Genomic DNA, 15,295 nt, shown 5'->3' with positions numbered 1-15,295 from the left:
CTCACTCCAGACAGCAGACTAACCAGTCGGTATGTGGCCACGGAAGAGGCGGGCGGGAACGACCGTGTCCGGCTCGTTCCGCGTGGCCCGAGCGCACGCTAGCGTGCGTGTCCATGACAGATGTAGCGATCACGGAGGTGGCGCGATGAGCCTGTCCAGACGGGGTCTGCTGGCGGCGGGAGGCACGGTCGGCGCCCTGGCGGCGGCCGCACCGGCCGCCGCCGCGCCCGGCGGGCGGAGCCGGGTCCGCACCGGCTTCGAGCGGTTCGCCGCCGACGGCTACCGGCTGGTGTCCGGCGAAAGGATCGGTGTCGTCACCAATCCGACCGGCATCACCCGCGACGCCCGCCACATCGTGGACGTCATGCACGCCGACGACCGGGTGGATCTCGTCGCCGTCTTCGGACCGGAGCACGGCTTCCGCGGCACCGCCCAGGCGGGCGGCTCCGAGGGCCGCTACGACGACCCGGCCACCGGCCTGCCCGTCTACGACACCTATCTGAAGAGCGGCCGGCCGCTCGCGGACATCTTCACCGCCTCCGGCGTCGACACGATCGTGTTCGACATCCAGGACGCCGGCGCCCGCTTCTACACGTACATCTGGACGCTGTACGACTGCATGGTGGCGGCGGCGCTCGCCGGGAAGCGGTTCGTCGTGCTGGACCGGCCCAACCCGGTCACCGGGCGGGCGGCACTCGGCCCGGTCCTGGACAAGGCGTTCGCGACCTTCGTGGGCCGCGAGCCCATCGCCCAGGCGCACGGCATGACCGTCACCGAGCTGGCCCTGCTCTTCAACGGCGAGTTCCTGACGACGCCGGTCGAGCTGGAGACCGTGCGCATGTCGGGCTGGCGGCGCGAGGACTTCTACGACGCGACGGACCTGCCCTGGGTGCCGCCGAGCCCCAACATGCCGACGCCGGACACCGCCCTCGTCTACTCGGGCACCTGCCTCTTCGAGGGCACGAACCTCTCCGAGGGACGGGGGACGACCCGCCCGTTCGAGCTGCTCGGCGCCGAGGGCATCGACCGCGCCTGGGCGGAGGCGGCCAACGCACTGGAGCTGCCCGGAGTGCGCTTCCGCGAGGCGTACTTCGCCCCGACGTTCTCCAAGTTCCAGGGCAAAACGGTCGGCGGAGTCCAGCTGCACGTCCACGACCGGGAGGTGTACGACCCGGTCCGCACCGGCATCGGCCTGCTGGTGACGGCGAAGCGGAGCTGGAGCGGCTTCGCCTGGCGGCCGGACAACTGGATCGACAAACTCACCGGGTCCACGCGCGTGCGCACGATGATCGACGCGGGGGCGGACACGGACGAGGTGGTGGGCGCCTGGCAGCAGGACCTGGCCGCGTTCCGTGCCGTACGCCGGGAGTATCTGCGGTACCGCTGAGCGGGGGCTTTCCCCCGCCCGCACAGGGGTGATGGCCGGATGGCGGCCCTGGCGGCCCGCCGACACCCTTGACGCATGCGCCTTTCCACACGTCATCACCTGCACCGGCTCCTGCTGGCCGTCCTCTGCCTCACGACGCTCGCCGTGACCGCGCCCGCCGCACGCGCCGACGCCTCCCCCGCCGCTCGCGGCGGCGATCCGTTACCCGCGCTGGCGCGGGCGGCGGAGCCCCTGTCGGATCTTCGGCCGTTCGACCGGATGACCGGCGAGGCGAAGGTCGTCGGGGTCGGCGAGGCCACCCACAACTCCCGTGAGTTCTTCACGACGAAGCACCGGCTCTTCCGGCATCTCGTCGAGCAGAAGGGCTTCACGACATACGCCCTGGAAGCGAACTGGAGCGCTGGGCTCCGGCTCAACGACTATGTGCTGCACGGGAAGGGGGATCCCCGGCGCATCATGCGTGAGGAGTTCCAGAACTCCTATCTCATATGGCACACCCGTGAATATCTGGACCTGATCCGCTGGATGCGGGAGCACAACCTCCGGCACCCCGGCCACCAGGTGCAGTTCATGGGCAATGACGTCGGGTACGCCGGGCCACAGCTCTTCGACACGGTGACGGACTACGTCGGCGAGCGGTATCCCGCACTGCTTCCGCGAATCAGCCGGCTCTACCGGGCTTCGCGGCCGGCCGGGTCCGTCGACGAGACGATGAAGGCGTATCTGGTGAAGCCCCTCGACGAGCGCAAGGCCCTGGCCGGTGAGGTGCGGCAGGCTCTGGAGCTGCTGGAGCGGCAGCGGCCGGGGGCGGACCGCGAGCGGCACGCCTGGGTCCTCCAGCACGCCCGGGTCATCGCCGCGACCGGCGCGATGTACGGGTACGACTTCTCCGACCCGGAGCAGCTCGGTCGGGCGATGCTCCACCGGGACCGGGTCATGGCCGAGAACACCGTGTGGTGGCAGCGGCAGACCGGGCACCGAATGCTGCTCTCGGCGCACAACGGGCATGTGGGGTACGAGACGAGCAACCCCGCCCAGTACCCGAAGCTGCAGGGCGCGTTCCTGCGGGACATGATGGGCCGGGCGTATGTGAGCGTCGGATTCACCTTCGGGCAGGGGTCGTTCAACGCGCTCGACATGACCGACCCGGCCGAGCCGATCCGCAGGTTCTCGGTGGGGCCGATGCCGACGGGGAGCAATGAGCACACCCTGGAGCGGGTTTCGGGCCGCGACTACTACCTCGACCTGCGGACCGCGCCCGACGCGGCCCGCACGTGGCTGGGCGAGGTCCGTCCGACCCGCAACATCGGCAACTCCTGGCCGGCCGAGCCGGAGCCGGTGCGGCTGGGCACCTCGTACGACGTACTGATCCATCTCCACCGGGTGACCGCGTCGAACCGGCTCTGACCGGCACTCGCCACAGGTCTGGCCGTCCCTCCGCCGCCGCGGGATGCTGTGTGAGCAGCGGTCTTCGGCGGAGTCCCCAGGACGAAGCCCTGGGGGAGGAGGGACGCGCCCGTGAACGAGATGAGTGTGCGGCCGTACCGGGAGATCACGTTCGACGCGGACGGCGATGCGGACCCCGCTCAGCGGGACGCTCTCGCGGGACTCGGGGTCACGGATCTGGTGATGCTCGCGCATGGCTGGAACAACTCCCGGTCCACGGCGACGCGTTTCTGCTCGCGCTTCTTCGAGCCGTTCCCGAGCCTCCCTCTTCCGCCCGGCGCACGCGTCGGGTACGCGGGGGTCGTGTGGCCCTCGATGATGTTCACCGACGAGCCGGTACCGGACTTCGAGGCGCTTGCCGGAGTCTTTCCGGGCCGGGAAGCGGCGTTGGACCGGCTGGCGGTGCTGCTCGCGGAGGAACCGGCATCGCGCCCGGCCTTCGATGAATTCGGGCTGCTGGTGAGGGAGTTGACCGCGGCTCCGGCCGCCGGACTCGTCGGCGACGTGGCCGGCGACGGCGAGCCGCTGTTCCTCCGGGAGGACCCCGTCGAGGTCTGCCGGATCTTCACCGAGGCGCTCGACGGCGCGGAACCCTCACTCGCGATCGGCGGCGGGCTCAAGAAACTGTGGAAGGGCGCACGGGAAGTGCTCCGCCAGGCCACGTACTACACGATGAAGAGACGAGCCGGGACGGTAGGGGAACGCGGACTCGGACCGCTGCTCGGACAGCTCGCCCGCTCCTCCCCCACCACACGCGTCCATCTCGTGGGGCACAGCCAGGGCGCGCGGCTCGTCGCGTTCGCGCTGCGGGGGCTGCCCGCGGGCGCCCGCCCGGTGAAGTCGGTGACCCTGCTGCAAGGCGCGTTCTCGCACTACGCGTTCGCGCCGTCGCTCCCGCATGCCGAGGGAAGCAGCGGGGTGCTGCGGGACATGCAGCACCGGGTCGACGGGCCGGTGGTCGCCTGCTTTTCGCGGCATGACACGGCGCTCGGCGTGATCTATCCGCTGGCGTCCCGGATGGCCGGGGACTCCTCGACGCTCGTCGGTCTCGACAAGCGCTGGTGGGCGGTCGGCCACGACGGCATCCAGGCCGTCGCCGGCACGCGCCGGCTCACCCTGGACGAGGTGCTGCGCGACGGGCTCCCGGCCGCCGGGTGCGTGAACGTCGACGCGGCGTCGGTGGTGCGCCACGGCGGGCCGCCGTCCGGGGCGCACAGCGACATCCTGCATCCGGAGCTGGCCCGGGTCGTGCTGGCGGCGGGCAGGGTGGGGCGCTGACACACGATTCCCTCGCCGGACGAGCTCATTTCGAGTCCGGCGCCGCAGTTGTCATCAAGATCGCCCGGACCGGGCCTGACCTGCCTCACCTGCCTGCTCGTTGTGCACGAGCAGCATGCATCAGCGGGCGAACGCCAGGTGTTCACCGCGCGGGAGGCCGAGGCCGAGCATGACGCTCTTCCTGGGACAGTGTGCGCTCCCCGCCCATGGGCGCATTCCGGACGACCATCACATTCGCTATTCCAACGGATTTTCGATGGAGCCGGATCGGGTAGTCGTACGTCCATTCCTCGACGCGGAAGTACGAGCGACGAAGTACGAGCGACGGAGGTGGCGGTGCAATGGCCGGTTTCCGGAGTCTTGCGAGACAGGTGCGCGACCCGCGATGTGATCTGGCGCTGCGGCGGTATTCACTGCGCAAGTGCCTTGAGAGGTTCGCCCCGTACGGGCACAGGGCGACCTGGGACCACCTGTGCGCGAGGCACAGGATCGAGCCCGAGGACCGGGAACCCGATCCGGCGCGGCTGGTGGCCGCGCTCGATGAACTGGAGGAGGCGCGGGCCGTGTGGCTCGCGTACGAGGAGGAGTTCGCGGAGCGCCGCAGGCGCGAGAAGCACGAGGGTCTGCGGCGGCCCGGCAGTTTCGACGACTGGCACCGGCGCACCTGGGGCGGCAACGGGGTCGCCCGCTGCGACGATCCGGCGGTGCACCCCTCGGACGCGCTCGGTGAGGTGCTGCGCCGGCTGATCGCGGCGCTGGAGGCGGCGCCCGGAGCGGTCTGCCCGGTGTGCACGGGGAACCGGATCGTCTGGCGTCAGGATCTGGCCCACGAACCGTCGTACGGTCCGGTGTGCGCCGGGTGCGGAGTGGTGGTGCCGCAACCCGTGCTCACGGACGAGGTCCTGAGGACCGCCAAGCGGATCCGGGGCAGGGAACTCGCGTCGGTGGCGTAGGGCCTGAAGAGACAGGCCCTGGGGAGCGGCGCGCGGGGGCGGGGCCGCCGGCAGAACGGTGGCCCCCGCGTTGTCAGTGGCGCCTGGCACCATCGGAGGCATGATCCAGGTCTGTCTCAACGGGGCCCGTGGCGCGGGGGATTCGGCCGCGGTGCCGATGTCTCCGGACGCGCTGGCCGAGTCGGCGGCGGCCGCGCTCGCCGCGGGCGCGTCCGGCGTGCATGTGCATCCGAAGACGCCGTGCGGGAGCGACTCGCTCTCACCGTGCGTGATCGCCCCTGTGCTCACGGCGATACGGGCCGTGGTGGCGGGCGTACCGGTCGGGGTGACGACGGGTGCGTGGGCCGAGCCGGATCCGGAGCGACGGGTGGAGCGCGTCCGCGCCTGGACGGTGCTGCCCGACCACGCGTCGGTCAACTGGCACGAGGACGGGGCGGAGGAGGTCGCGGCCGCGCTGTTGGAGCGTGGGGTGGGCGTGGAGGCGGGCCTCTGGTCCGGGACGGACGGGCCGCGGCGGTTCCTGCGGTCGCCGCTCGCGCCCCGGGTGCTGCGGGTGCTGGCCGAGGTGACGGATCCGGACCCCGCGACCGCGGAAGCGTCGGCGCTCGCCCTGCTCGACGAGCTGGGCGCGGGCCACGGCCTGCCCCCGGGTTCCGTTCGCCGCCGGGGCGCTCCGGTGTGCGCCGACGGTGTCGACGCAGGTGCGCCCCCTCGGCTTCCGCTGCTGCTGCACGGCGAGGACGGCGGTGCGTGGCCGGTGCTGCGGCTGGCGCGCCGGCTGGGTCTGGACACGCGGATCGGCCTGGAGGACGTGCTGTTCCTGCCCGACGGGCGGCCGGCGGCGTCCAACGCCGAGCTGGTCGCGGCGGCGGCGAAGGTACCAGAGCGGAAATCCACTGGCCCACCGGTATTCCGTGCGGCGACAGTTGGGGCGATGCAGACCACATCCGAGGAGCACTGACATGTCGACGCTGCGCGTCACCGCCGAACTGCTGACGATCCATGAGCATCCCAACGCCGACGCCCTTGAGCTGGCCCAGGTGGGCCTCTATCGCGCCGTCGTCGCCAAGGGTGCCTACCGCAGTGGTGACATCGCCGTCTACATCCCGGAGCAGGCCGTGCTCCCGGCCGGGCTGATCGAGGAGCTCGGGCTGACCGGGCGGCTGGCCGGGAAGGCGTCCGACCGGGTCAAGGCGGTGCGGCTGCGTGGTGAGCTGTCGCAGGGGCTCGTGTGCCGGCCGAAGGCGCTCGCGGACACCGATCTCGAGCGCGCGGCCGCGGACGGCACGGACTTCGCCGAGGTGCTGGGCATCACCAAGTGGTCGCCGCCGATCCCGCCCACGATGAGCGGCGATGTCGAGTCCGCGCCCGACCTGCTGCCGTGGGTCGACATCGAGAACCTTCAGCGGTATCCGGACATCTTCGAGCCGGGCGAGCCCGTCGTGCTGACGGAGAAGCTGCACGGCACGGCCTGCCTGGTGACGTACGTCGCCGACGGCGTGGGGGGCGCTCCCGTGCCCGGAGCGCCACGGGGGAGGGTGCTGGTGTCGTCGAAGGGCTTCGGCTCGAAGGGCCTCGCACTGAAGGAGGACCCGAGGAACCTGTACTGGCGCGCGGTGCACGGCCACGGCGTCGCCGAGGCCGCGGCGCGGCTCGCCGAGAAGCTGGGGGCGAGCCGGGTCGGCATCTTCGGTGAGGTGTTCGGCGCGGGCGTGCAGGACCTGTCGTACGGGGCGAACGCCCGCTCGACGGAGCTCGGCCTCGCGGTCTTCGACGTCTCGGCGGAGATCGACGGCCAGGTCCGCTGGCTGGACGCCACGGAGCTGCTCGACGGTGAACTGCCTCTGGTGCCACGGCTGTACGAGGGCCCTTACGCGCTGGAGACGGTGCTCGAGTTCGCGAGCGGCCGCGAGACGGTCTCGGGGCGGGATCTGCATCTGCGCGAGGGTGTCGTGATCCGCCCGGCCACCGAGCGGTACAGCCCGGTGGTGGGCGGCCGGGCGATAGCCAAGTCGGTCAGCCCCGCCTATCTGACCCGCAAGGGCGGCACCGAGTACGAGTGACCGTCCTGGTGTGTGGTGGCCCGTCACGGGGGTGCGGGCCGCCACGCACCGCGACCGCGGGGCAGGGACCGGGTGCCGGGTGGCCCGTCACGGGGGTGCGGGCCGCCGGGCGCCCTGGACCGCGCGCCCACGGTCGGCGCAATCGGCGGTGCGGGCGACCGGATGCGCCGAGACTCGGCGCGTGCAGCCGAAACGCGAACCCGCCCTGACCTGGGCCATGATGGCGCTCACCATGGCGACGGGGTTGGTCGAGGCGGTCAGCTTTCTCGCGCTGGGCCCGGTCTTCACGGCTGTCCAGACGGGCAACATGCTGCTGATGTCCTTCGCGCTCGCCGGCGTCGGTGGTCTGTCCGTTGCCGCGTGTGCGGCTTCGCTGGCGGGATTCACCGTGGGGGCTGTGCTGTCCGCCCGGTTCGAATCGCACGCGCAGGTGCGCGGCCACCGGTGGTTCACGGACGCCCTGTTCGCCGAGGCCGGACTGCTGGCCGTCGCCGCCCTGGTGGCGTGGGGGCTCGAGCGGGGCGGCGAACCGGTCACCGGCAGGCACTACACGGTGTCCGCACTGGTGGCGCTGGCCATGGGGGTCCGCAATGTCACCACTCTGCGGGCGAAGGTGCCGGGCATGCCCACCACCGTCACCACCCGGGCGTTCACCGCCCTCATCGGCGGTTCCCGCCTCGCGCTCGACGCCCGGATCGAACCGGGGGCGCTGAACGAGATCCGACGCGCGGCCTCGGTGACGGCCATGTTCGCGGGCGGTCTGCTGGGCGCGTGGATGATCCACGACGAACGGCTCGCTCCGCCGGTGGTCCTGCTGGTTATCGCTGCCTTTGTGCTGGTCGTCGCGGTCGGCTTCTCCTTCGTGCCGCGCGAGGCCGCCTTCCCGGAGCCCCGCTGACCGGGCCCGCCGGGGTGGACTCCGTCCGCCTTCAGGCCCCGTCCTGCGGAGCGCACCGTCGTTCCGGCAGCAGCCGCGAGCCGGTCATACGGTCACCGAAGACGTCGTCCGGGTTGGACAGGACACAGGTCTCCAAGGACAGACAGCCGCAGCCGATGCAGTCGGTGAGATGGTCGCGCAGCCGTCCGAGCTGCTTGATGCGCTCGTCGAGCTCGGAGCGCCAGGCCTCGGAGAGCCGTGCCCAGTCCGCGCGGTTGGGCGTGCGCTCCTCCGGCAGTTCGGCGAGCGCGTCCCGGATGGTGGCGAGCGGGATGCCGACCCGCTGCGCCGCACGGACGAAGGCGACCCGGCGCAGCGCGTCACGTGCGTACCGACGCTGGTTGCCCGCGGTCCTGCGACTGCTGATGAGCCCTTTCGACTCGTAGAAGTGCAGGGCGGAAACGGCGGCTCCGCTGCGCGCGGACAGCTGGCCGACGGTGAGTTCGTGGATCTTCTCCGGAATCTGCGGCACCTCGGAAGCCTACGTGACCTGCGGTGCGGGCATCCGTTGACAGAAGCCTCCACCCCGACCATGCTAAGCAGTCGCTTAGACATCAGCGTGGACCGGATGAGAGGCAGGGAACAGGGACATGGCCGAGCCGAGGATCTTCACATCCGCCGAGGAGCTGACCGCCGGGGTCGGCGAGCAGCTGGGCCACAGCGACTGGCTGGAGATCGACCAGAAGCGCATCGACCTCTTCGCCGATGCCACCGGCGATCACCAGTGGATCCACGTGGACCCCGAGCGCGCCGCCGCCGGGCCGTTCGGGAAGACCATCGCGCACGGCTATCTGACGCTGTCGCTGCTGCCGACGCTCGTGCCGCAGATCATGCGGGTCGAGGGCATGAAGATGGGCATCAACTACGGGACCAACAAGGTCCGCTTCCCCGCACCCGTGCCGGTCGGCTCACGACTGCGCGCGACCGCCGTCCTCAAGAGCGTCGAGGAGGCGGGCGGCGGCGTGCAGGTGACGGCCGTCGTGACCGTGGAGCGCGAGGGTTCGGACAAGCCGGTGTGCGTCGCCGAGTCGGTGTCCCGCTACTTCTTCTGACCGGGACCGGGATCACTTCGTCCGACCGGCACCGGAGCCGCGGCCGCTGCCCGGCGCTCCGCTCACTTCCGGGCGGAGACCATGCGCAGGACGAGGTCGGCGTAGAGTGCGCCGACCTCCTCCGGCGTCCTGCGGCCCTGGGTGCTGAACCACCGCGCGACGTCGATGCAGAGCGACAGCACCGCCAGCGTGGTCCCCGGCACGTCAGGGACGTCGAATTCCCCCGCCTCCACGCCGTCGCGCAGAATCTGGCGCACGACGGCGTCGCTGCGGCGGCGCAGCTCCACGATCTCGGTCCGGTGCTCGTCGGAGAGCGCGTCGAGCTCGTACTGCACCACGCGGGCGGTGTCGTGCCGCCCGGCGTGCCAGCGGACGAAGGAACTCACGGCAGCGGCAAGCCGCTCGCTGGGCGTGCCCCCGCCCTCGGAGGCCGTCGACAGAACCTCCAGCGCCTTGTCGTGCCCGATCCGGCTGATCCGGTGGAGCAGCTCCTCCTTGGTCTTGTAGTGGATGTAGAGTGCGGCGGGGCTCATCCCCGCACGGCCGGCGATGTCCCGCGTAGTCGTCGCGTGATAGCCCCGTTCGGCGAAGGCCTCGACGGCGGCGACCAGGAGCTTCCTCGCGGCTTCGGGAGCGACCTCGCCCCACGGCACTTCCTCGCCCGTCGTGTCCTCCGCCGCAGTCATCGCTCGCCCCTTCTCCACTCAGCAGGACGCCCACCATACCCCGAACCTGAGCAAGCGCTTAGAGCTTCTGGAACGGGTCGTGCTCGGCCAGCAGTTTCTCCAGCCGGGCCTGGTCGACACGGTTCACGATCTGTCCGGCCTCCTGCTTGTCCCTGATCACCTTGGCCAGAGTGAACGCCGAGGTCGTCAGATAGAGGACCGTGATGCCGAGGAAGGCACGCACCCACACGTCGGCGTCCAGATTCAGGATCCCGATGGCGACCGCGCCGAGCGCGATGGCGAAGGAGGCGACGGCCTGGCCGTAGTACGCCGTCGTGTTCTGCTGCTTGACCCCTGTCTCACTCATGCCCGAAAGGATGCGTCGACGCGGGCCGTGCATCATCCGCGTCCGTACTCAGGCACACACCCGGTCAGGTACTCAGGCAGGTACGCAGGCACGCACTCAACCCCGCGCTCGGGCAGGCGGGTTCAGAAGGCGGAGACCCCCGTCAGCGCCCGTCCGATGATGAGCTTCTGGATCTGGCTGGTGCCCTCGTACAGGGTCATCACCCGTGCGTCGCGGAGCAGTTTGCCCACCGGGTACTCGTCGATGTAGCCGTAGCCGCCGAAGACCTGCAGGGCGTTGTTCGCGGCGCGGACGGCCGCCTCGGACGCGAAGAGCTTGGCCTTGGACGCGGCGGTGGCGAAGTCCTGGCCCCGGTCGACGAGATCGGCGACCCGCCAGGTCAGCAGCCGCGCCGCGGCCACGTCCACGGCGATGTCGCTGATCAGCTCCTGCACCAGCTGGTACGAGGCGATCGGCTTGCCGAACTGCTCGCGCTCCCCCGCGTATCCGACGGCGGCGTCGAGTGCGGCCTGGGCGATGCCGACGCAGCCCGCGGCCACCGACATACGCCCTTTGGCGAGCGCGGACATGGCGATCGAGAAGCCCTTGCCCTCGGGCCCGAGCATGGCGTCGGCCGGCACCCGTACGTCTTCCAGGACCAGTTCGGCAGTGGCCTGGCCACGCAGCCCCAGCTTGCCGTGGATCGTGCGGCGGGTCAGCCCGGGGGCGTCGGCGGGTACGAGGAAGGCGGAGACACCGCGGTGGCCCGGGGTGTCTCCGGTGCGGGCGAAGAGCAGCACCACATCGGCCCAGGTGCCGTTGGTGATGAACATCTTCGAGCCGTTGATGACGTACGTGTCGCCGTCCCGTACGGCGCGGGTGGCGAGGTTGCCCGCGTCGGAGCCGGTCCCGGGCTCGGTCAGCCCGAAGCAGCCGAGAGCCTCGCCGGCGGTGAGCCTCGGCAGCCAGTGCCGCTTCTGCTCCTCGCTGCCCCAGGCGGCGACGGTCTTGGTGACCAGCCCGAGGGAGACCGAGACGATGCCGCGGACCGACGAGTCACCGCGCCCGAGCTCCTCCGTGACCAGGCAGTACGCGAGATGGTCGCCGCCCGAGCCGCCGTACTCCTCGTCCACGGTGAGCCCGAGGAAGCCGACCGAGCCCAGCTTCTTCACGATCGACCTGTCGACATTCTCGGCCCGGTCCCAGTCGACGGCATGCGGGGTGATCTCACGGTCGACGAAGTCGCGGGCGAGCCGCCGGACGGCCTTCTGCTCCTCGCTCAACTCCAGGTTCACCACGGAACATCCCGCCTTTAACTACCACTGCTAGTTTCTGGTTGGCAGGGCCTACTATGTGCCGCATGGCCCGACCGCGCAAGCCCCTCCTCAGCAGAGACCGCATCGTCGGGACGGCGAGCGCGCTCGTGGACGCGGAGGGCCTCGACGCGGTCTCGACCCGCCGGCTCGCCGCGGAGCTGGGGGTGAGCGGACCGTCCCTCTACAACCACTTCCGCAACAAGGACGAGATCCTGGACGCGGTCGCCGACGCGGTCAGCGCCAAGGTCGACCTGTCGATGTTCGACGAGACCGACGCCCGCGACTGGCGCACCGCACTGCACGACTGGGCCGTCTCCTACCGCGCCGCCCTCGCGGACCACCCCAACATCGTCCCGGTCCTCGCCCGGGGCCCCGGCCGCCGCCCGGCCGGCCTGAAGGTCGCCGACGCCGTCTTCGGCGCCATGGTCCGGGCCGGCTGGCCACCCGCCCAGGCCACCCACATCGGCGCCCTGATGCGGTACTTCATCACCGGCTCGGCACTCGGCTCCTTCGCCCGGGGCTTCGTGAACGACGAGACCGCGTACGACCCGGCCGACTACCCACACCTCGGCCAGGCCCATCTGCTCGCCGACCGGCAGGAGCAGGTCGACGAGGGGGCGTTCGAGACAGGGCTCAGGGCGCTGCTGGACGGACTGGCGGTGCGGTACGCGGCGGGCGCACCGGGGACATGGGCGAAGAAGGAATCAACGGGCGACTCGTAGCAGCGGTACGGACGGGGGGACGCCGCATCAGTGTGGCCCGTCCTGGCAGAGAAGGTTCGGCGGCCGCCGAACAGTGAGTGCGCCACCCTGGAGGCATGGCTTCCGAAGATGTCGCCGCCCTCGCGGCGCTGCTCGCCGACGAGACCCGCGCCGCCTTCTGTCTCGCCCTGCTGGACGGGCGGGCCTGGACCGCCGGTGAGCTCGCCCGGCATGCGCGGGTGGCTCCGTCCACCGCCAGTGAGCATCTGGGCAAGCTCGTCGCGGGCGGACTGCCCGCCGAGGAACGGCAGGGACGGCACCGGTACGTGCGGCTCGCCGGGGCGTCCGCCGCGCATCTGGTCGAGGTGCTCGCGTCGCACGCGGCGCCCGGCGCGGAGCCTGCCCGGACCCTGCGGGCGGCGAGTGCCCGCAGCGCCATGGCACGGGGCGCACCTGCTACGACCACCTCGCCGGCAGGCTCGGCATCGCGATCACCGAGGCGATGACGGTCCGCGGGCTGCTGCGTCAGGACACGGGTTTCGCACCGACCGATGACGGGCTCGGCTGGTTCCGGGAGCTGGGGATCGCCCTGGAGCCCGGCGGGCGCAGACCGCTTGCCCGCGCCTGTCTCGACTGGACGGAGCGCACCCCGCACCTGGCCGGAGTCGCGGGCGCGGAGCTGTGCCGGCATGCCCTGGACTCCGGCTGGTGCGTACGCATCGGCTCGGAACGGGCGGTGACGGTCACCCCGGACGGGGAGCAGGCCCTCCGCGACCTGCTGGGCATACCGGCACAGGCACTGCGGTGAGGGATATTGCGGTGCGCGCCGAAGAGTCCGCGGCGTACGGTCGCCGCATGACCAAGACCCAGTGGCGCGCCTTCGCCGCGGCCGCGACCACCGTCGTCCTCTGGGCCTCGGCCTTCGTCTCGATCCGCAGCGCCGGCGCGGAGTACTCCCCCGGCGCGCTCGCGCTCGGCCGGCTGCTCGCCGGCGCGCTGGTTCTCGGCGCCATATGCGCCGTACGCCGTGAGGGACTGCCGCCCCGGGCCGCGTGGCCCGGGATCGCGATCTCCGGGCTGCTCTGGTTCGGGCTGTACATGGTGGCGCTGAACTGGGGCGAGCAGAAGGTGGACGCGGGCACGGCGGCGCTGGTCGTCAATGTCGGCCCGCTGGTGATGGCACTGCTCGCCGGTTGGCTGCTCAAGGAGGGGCTGCCGGCGCGGCTGCTCGCCGGGATGGGTGTGTCGTTCGCGGGCGCGGCGGTGGTCGGTCTTTCGATGTCCGGTGAGGGCTCGGCGTCCGTGCTGGGTGCGCTGCTCTGTCTGTTGGCAGCGGTGTCGTACGCCGCCGGTGTGGTCGGCCAGAAGCCGGCGCTGCGGCACGCGTCCGCGCTGCAGGTGACGACCTGGGGCTGTGTGATCGGCGCGGTGGCGTGTCTGCCGTTCGCGGGGGTGCTGCTCCGTGAGGCCGCCGACGCCTCCTTGCCGGCGACGCTGAACATGGTGTACCTGGGCGTGTTCCCGACCGCGCTGGCCTTCACGACGTGGGCGTACGCCCTGGCCCGTACGACCGCCGGGAAGATGGGCGCGACCACGTATGCGGTGCCCGCGCTGGTGGTGCTGATGTCGTGGCTCTTCCTCGACGAGGTGCCAAGGCCGCTGACGCTGCTGGGCGGTGCGGTGTGCCTGGCGGGTGTCGCGGTGTCCCGCTCCAGGTCCCGTACGCCGGCCCGGAAGGACCGGACCGGCGTCACGGAGGCCGTCGTGGCGGCCGGGGGAACCGGAGAAAACGAGGTCACGCCCGGGCGGCCGCCCGCTTCGCGAGAATCCTGATGGATACGAGCGCGATGACGGCCAGGCCGATGATGTAGCCGGAGACGGCCATCGAGGTGCCGGTCGCCTCCAGCAGCAGCACCATGACGAACGGCGCCAGGCCGCCGCCGAAGACCGCCGCGATCTGGTAGCCGAGCGAGGCGCCGGTGTACCGCATCTCCGCCGTGAACAGCTCGGCGAAGAGCGCGGCCTGCGGCCCGTACATGATGCTGAGGAAGCAGCTGGTGACGAAGGTGCCGACGGCCAGCCACAGCAGCGACTTGGTGTCGATGAGCAGGAACAGCGGGACTGCCCAGACCAGCAGGCCGACCGCGCCGGCCGCATAGATCCGCAGGCGTCCGATGCGGTCGGAGAGCGCGGCGGAGGCGGGTATCAGCGCGAGCTGGGTGAGGCTGACGCAGAGCGAGACGGTCAGCACCGCTTCGCGCTCCATGCCGAGTTCACGGGTCGAGTAGTCCAGCACTCCGGTGATGATGATGTAGAAGGTCGCGGTGTTGACCGCGAAGGAGCCGCCGGCGAGGAAGACCGTGCCGAGGTGCCGGCGCAGGATCGTTCGCAGCGGGGACCGGGTCCGGGTCTCGCTCTTCTCCTGCTCGGCCAGGGCCTTTTCGGCCTCGCGGAATTCGGGGGTCTCCTCGACCCGGGTGTGGATGTACCAGGCGAGGCCGAGGACGAGGAAGCCGACGAAGAACGGCACCCGCCAGCCCCAGGACGCGAAGGCGGCGTCGTCGGTGAGCGCGCCCGCCGCCAGGAAGACGGTGTTCGCGGTGACCACGCCGATGGGCACGCCGAGCTGGACGAGGCTGCCGTACAGGCCGCGCTTGCCCTCGGGGGCGTACTCGGTGGCCATCAGCATCGCGCCGCCCCACTGGGCCCCGACCGCGATGCCCTGCATGACGCGGAGCAGCACCAGCAGGAGCGGGGCGGCGATGCCGATCGTCTCGTACGTGGGCAGCAGCCCGATGCCGGCGGTGGCGACGCCCATCAGGGTGAGCGCGAGGACGAGCATCGGCTTGCGGCCGCGCTTGTCGCCGAGGTGGCCGGCGATGATGCCGCCGACGGGCCGGGCGAGGAAGCCGACCGCGAAGGCGGCGAAGGCGGCGAGGACACCGGCCGAGGAGCTGCCAGCGGGGAAGTAGAGGTCCCCGAGGACGAGGGCGGCGGCGATACCGAAGACGAAGTAGTCGTACCACTCGACGGCGGATGCGAGGGCGGCGGCGGTGGCCACCCGGCGGCGGTGCCGGTCGGTGGGAGCGGTCGGATGCGCCGTACCGGCGAGCGGGGAAGGGGGTGCCGTGTCCATGCGTGCACACTCCGA

The 15,295-nt window shown here is 71.4% G+C and carries 15 protein-coding genes and 1 pseudogene; 11 read left to right on the top strand and 5 right to left on the bottom strand.

Features of this window, described 5'->3' with window-relative positions; genetic code table 11:
- Positions 1–145: 145 nt before the first annotated feature.
- The 7 genes from ACZ6ZQ_RS08140 to ACZ6ZQ_RS08110 all read left to right on the top strand — a co-directional run bounded on the left by ACZ6ZQ_RS08140 (position 146) and on the right by ACZ6ZQ_RS08110 (position 8,025).
- The gene (locus tag ACZ6ZQ_RS08140; protein ID WP_469767743.1) at positions 146–1,387 is read left to right on the top strand and encodes an exo-beta-N-acetylmuramidase NamZ family protein; all 1,242 of its coding nucleotides are present in this window, start codon (positions 146–148) and stop codon (positions 1,385–1,387) included.
- A gap of 75 nt (positions 1,388–1,462) precedes the next feature.
- Positions 1,463–2,794: an erythromycin esterase family protein gene (locus ACZ6ZQ_RS08135; RefSeq protein WP_469767742.1), complete on the top strand. Its 1,332-nt coding sequence runs from the start codon at positions 1,463–1,465 to the stop codon at positions 2,792–2,794.
- A 120-nt stretch (positions 2,795–2,914) separates the two neighbouring features.
- Positions 2,915–4,111 (top strand): serine-threonine protein kinase, encoded by a 1,197-nt coding sequence (locus ACZ6ZQ_RS08130; protein WP_469767962.1) that lies wholly within the window; start codon positions 2,915–2,917, stop codon positions 4,109–4,111.
- Between the two features lie 341 nt (positions 4,112–4,452).
- Positions 4,453–5,064 (top strand): hypothetical protein, encoded by a 612-nt coding sequence (locus ACZ6ZQ_RS08125; RefSeq protein WP_469767741.1) that lies wholly within the window; start codon positions 4,453–4,455, stop codon positions 5,062–5,064.
- A 100-nt stretch (positions 5,065–5,164) separates the two neighbouring features.
- Positions 5,165–6,025, top strand: a complete 861-nt coding sequence (locus tag ACZ6ZQ_RS08120) for a 3-keto-5-aminohexanoate cleavage protein (RefSeq protein WP_469767740.1) — start codon at positions 5,165–5,167, stop codon at positions 6,023–6,025.
- Position 6,026: 1 nt separating this feature from the next.
- Entirely contained in the window at positions 6,027–7,127 is a 1,101-nt protein-coding gene (locus ACZ6ZQ_RS08115) for an RNA ligase (ATP) (RefSeq protein ID WP_469767739.1), read from the top strand.
- Between the two features lie 181 nt (positions 7,128–7,308).
- On the top strand, positions 7,309–8,025 hold the full coding sequence (locus tag ACZ6ZQ_RS08110; protein ID WP_469767738.1) for a YoaK family protein: 717 nt from the start codon (positions 7,309–7,311) through the stop codon (positions 8,023–8,025).
- 31 nt (positions 8,026–8,056) lie between these two features.
- On the opposite strand, the gene soxR is transcribed toward ACZ6ZQ_RS08110, so the two are convergent.
- Positions 8,057–8,536, bottom strand: a complete 480-nt coding sequence (gene soxR / locus ACZ6ZQ_RS08105) for a redox-sensitive transcriptional activator SoxR (RefSeq protein ID WP_469767737.1) — start codon at positions 8,534–8,536, stop codon at positions 8,057–8,059.
- Between the two features lie 118 nt (positions 8,537–8,654).
- Between soxR and ACZ6ZQ_RS08100 the strand changes: the two genes are divergently transcribed.
- A complete protein-coding gene (locus tag ACZ6ZQ_RS08100; RefSeq protein WP_469767736.1) occupies positions 8,655–9,116 on the top strand; it encodes a MaoC family dehydratase in 462 nt (153 codons plus the stop codon).
- 62 nt (positions 9,117–9,178) lie between these two features.
- On the opposite strand, the gene ACZ6ZQ_RS08095 is transcribed toward ACZ6ZQ_RS08100, so the two are convergent.
- From ACZ6ZQ_RS08095 to ACZ6ZQ_RS08085, 3 genes are all read right to left on the bottom strand, one after another.
- Positions 9,179–9,802 carry a TetR/AcrR family transcriptional regulator gene (locus ACZ6ZQ_RS08095; protein WP_469767735.1) on the bottom strand — a complete coding sequence of 208 codons (624 nt, stop codon included), beginning with the start codon at positions 9,800–9,802 and terminating at the stop codon, positions 9,179–9,181.
- 58 nt (positions 9,803–9,860) lie between these two features.
- Complete coding sequence (locus ACZ6ZQ_RS08090; RefSeq protein WP_469767734.1) at positions 9,861–10,148, bottom strand: YiaA/YiaB family inner membrane protein; 288 nt, start codon at positions 10,146–10,148, stop codon at positions 9,861–9,863.
- A gap of 122 nt (positions 10,149–10,270) precedes the next feature.
- Positions 10,271–11,425: an acyl-CoA dehydrogenase family protein gene (locus ACZ6ZQ_RS08085; protein ID WP_469767733.1), complete on the bottom strand. Its 1,155-nt coding sequence runs from the start codon at positions 11,423–11,425 to the stop codon at positions 10,271–10,273.
- A gap of 62 nt (positions 11,426–11,487) precedes the next feature.
- Here ACZ6ZQ_RS08085 and ACZ6ZQ_RS08080 point away from each other — a divergent pair, with 62 nt between their 5' ends.
- From ACZ6ZQ_RS08080 to ACZ6ZQ_RS08070, 3 genes and pseudogenes are all read left to right on the top strand, one after another.
- Positions 11,488–12,165, top strand: coding sequence for a TetR/AcrR family transcriptional regulator (locus ACZ6ZQ_RS08080; RefSeq protein WP_469767732.1), 678 nt, complete (start codon positions 11,488–11,490; stop codon positions 12,163–12,165).
- Between the two features lie 95 nt (positions 12,166–12,260).
- Positions 12,261–12,952 (top strand): annotated as a pseudogene (locus ACZ6ZQ_RS08075) (ArsR/SmtB family transcription factor).
- 47 nt (positions 12,953–12,999) lie between these two features.
- A complete protein-coding gene (locus ACZ6ZQ_RS08070; protein ID WP_469767731.1) occupies positions 13,000–13,977 on the top strand; it encodes a DMT family transporter in 978 nt (325 codons plus the stop codon).
- Here ACZ6ZQ_RS08070 and ACZ6ZQ_RS08065 read toward each other — a convergent pair.
- Positions 13,940–15,280, bottom strand: a complete 1,341-nt coding sequence (locus ACZ6ZQ_RS08065; protein WP_469767730.1) for an MFS transporter — start codon at positions 15,278–15,280, stop codon at positions 13,940–13,942. The two genes, ACZ6ZQ_RS08070 and ACZ6ZQ_RS08065, sit on opposite strands and share 38 nt — an antisense overlap.
- Positions 15,281–15,295 lie beyond the last annotated feature (15 nt).

This window comes from Streptomyces sp. NPDC053673 (genome assembly GCF_055585225.1).
This window is presented reverse-complemented; position numbering and strand designations above follow the sequence as displayed.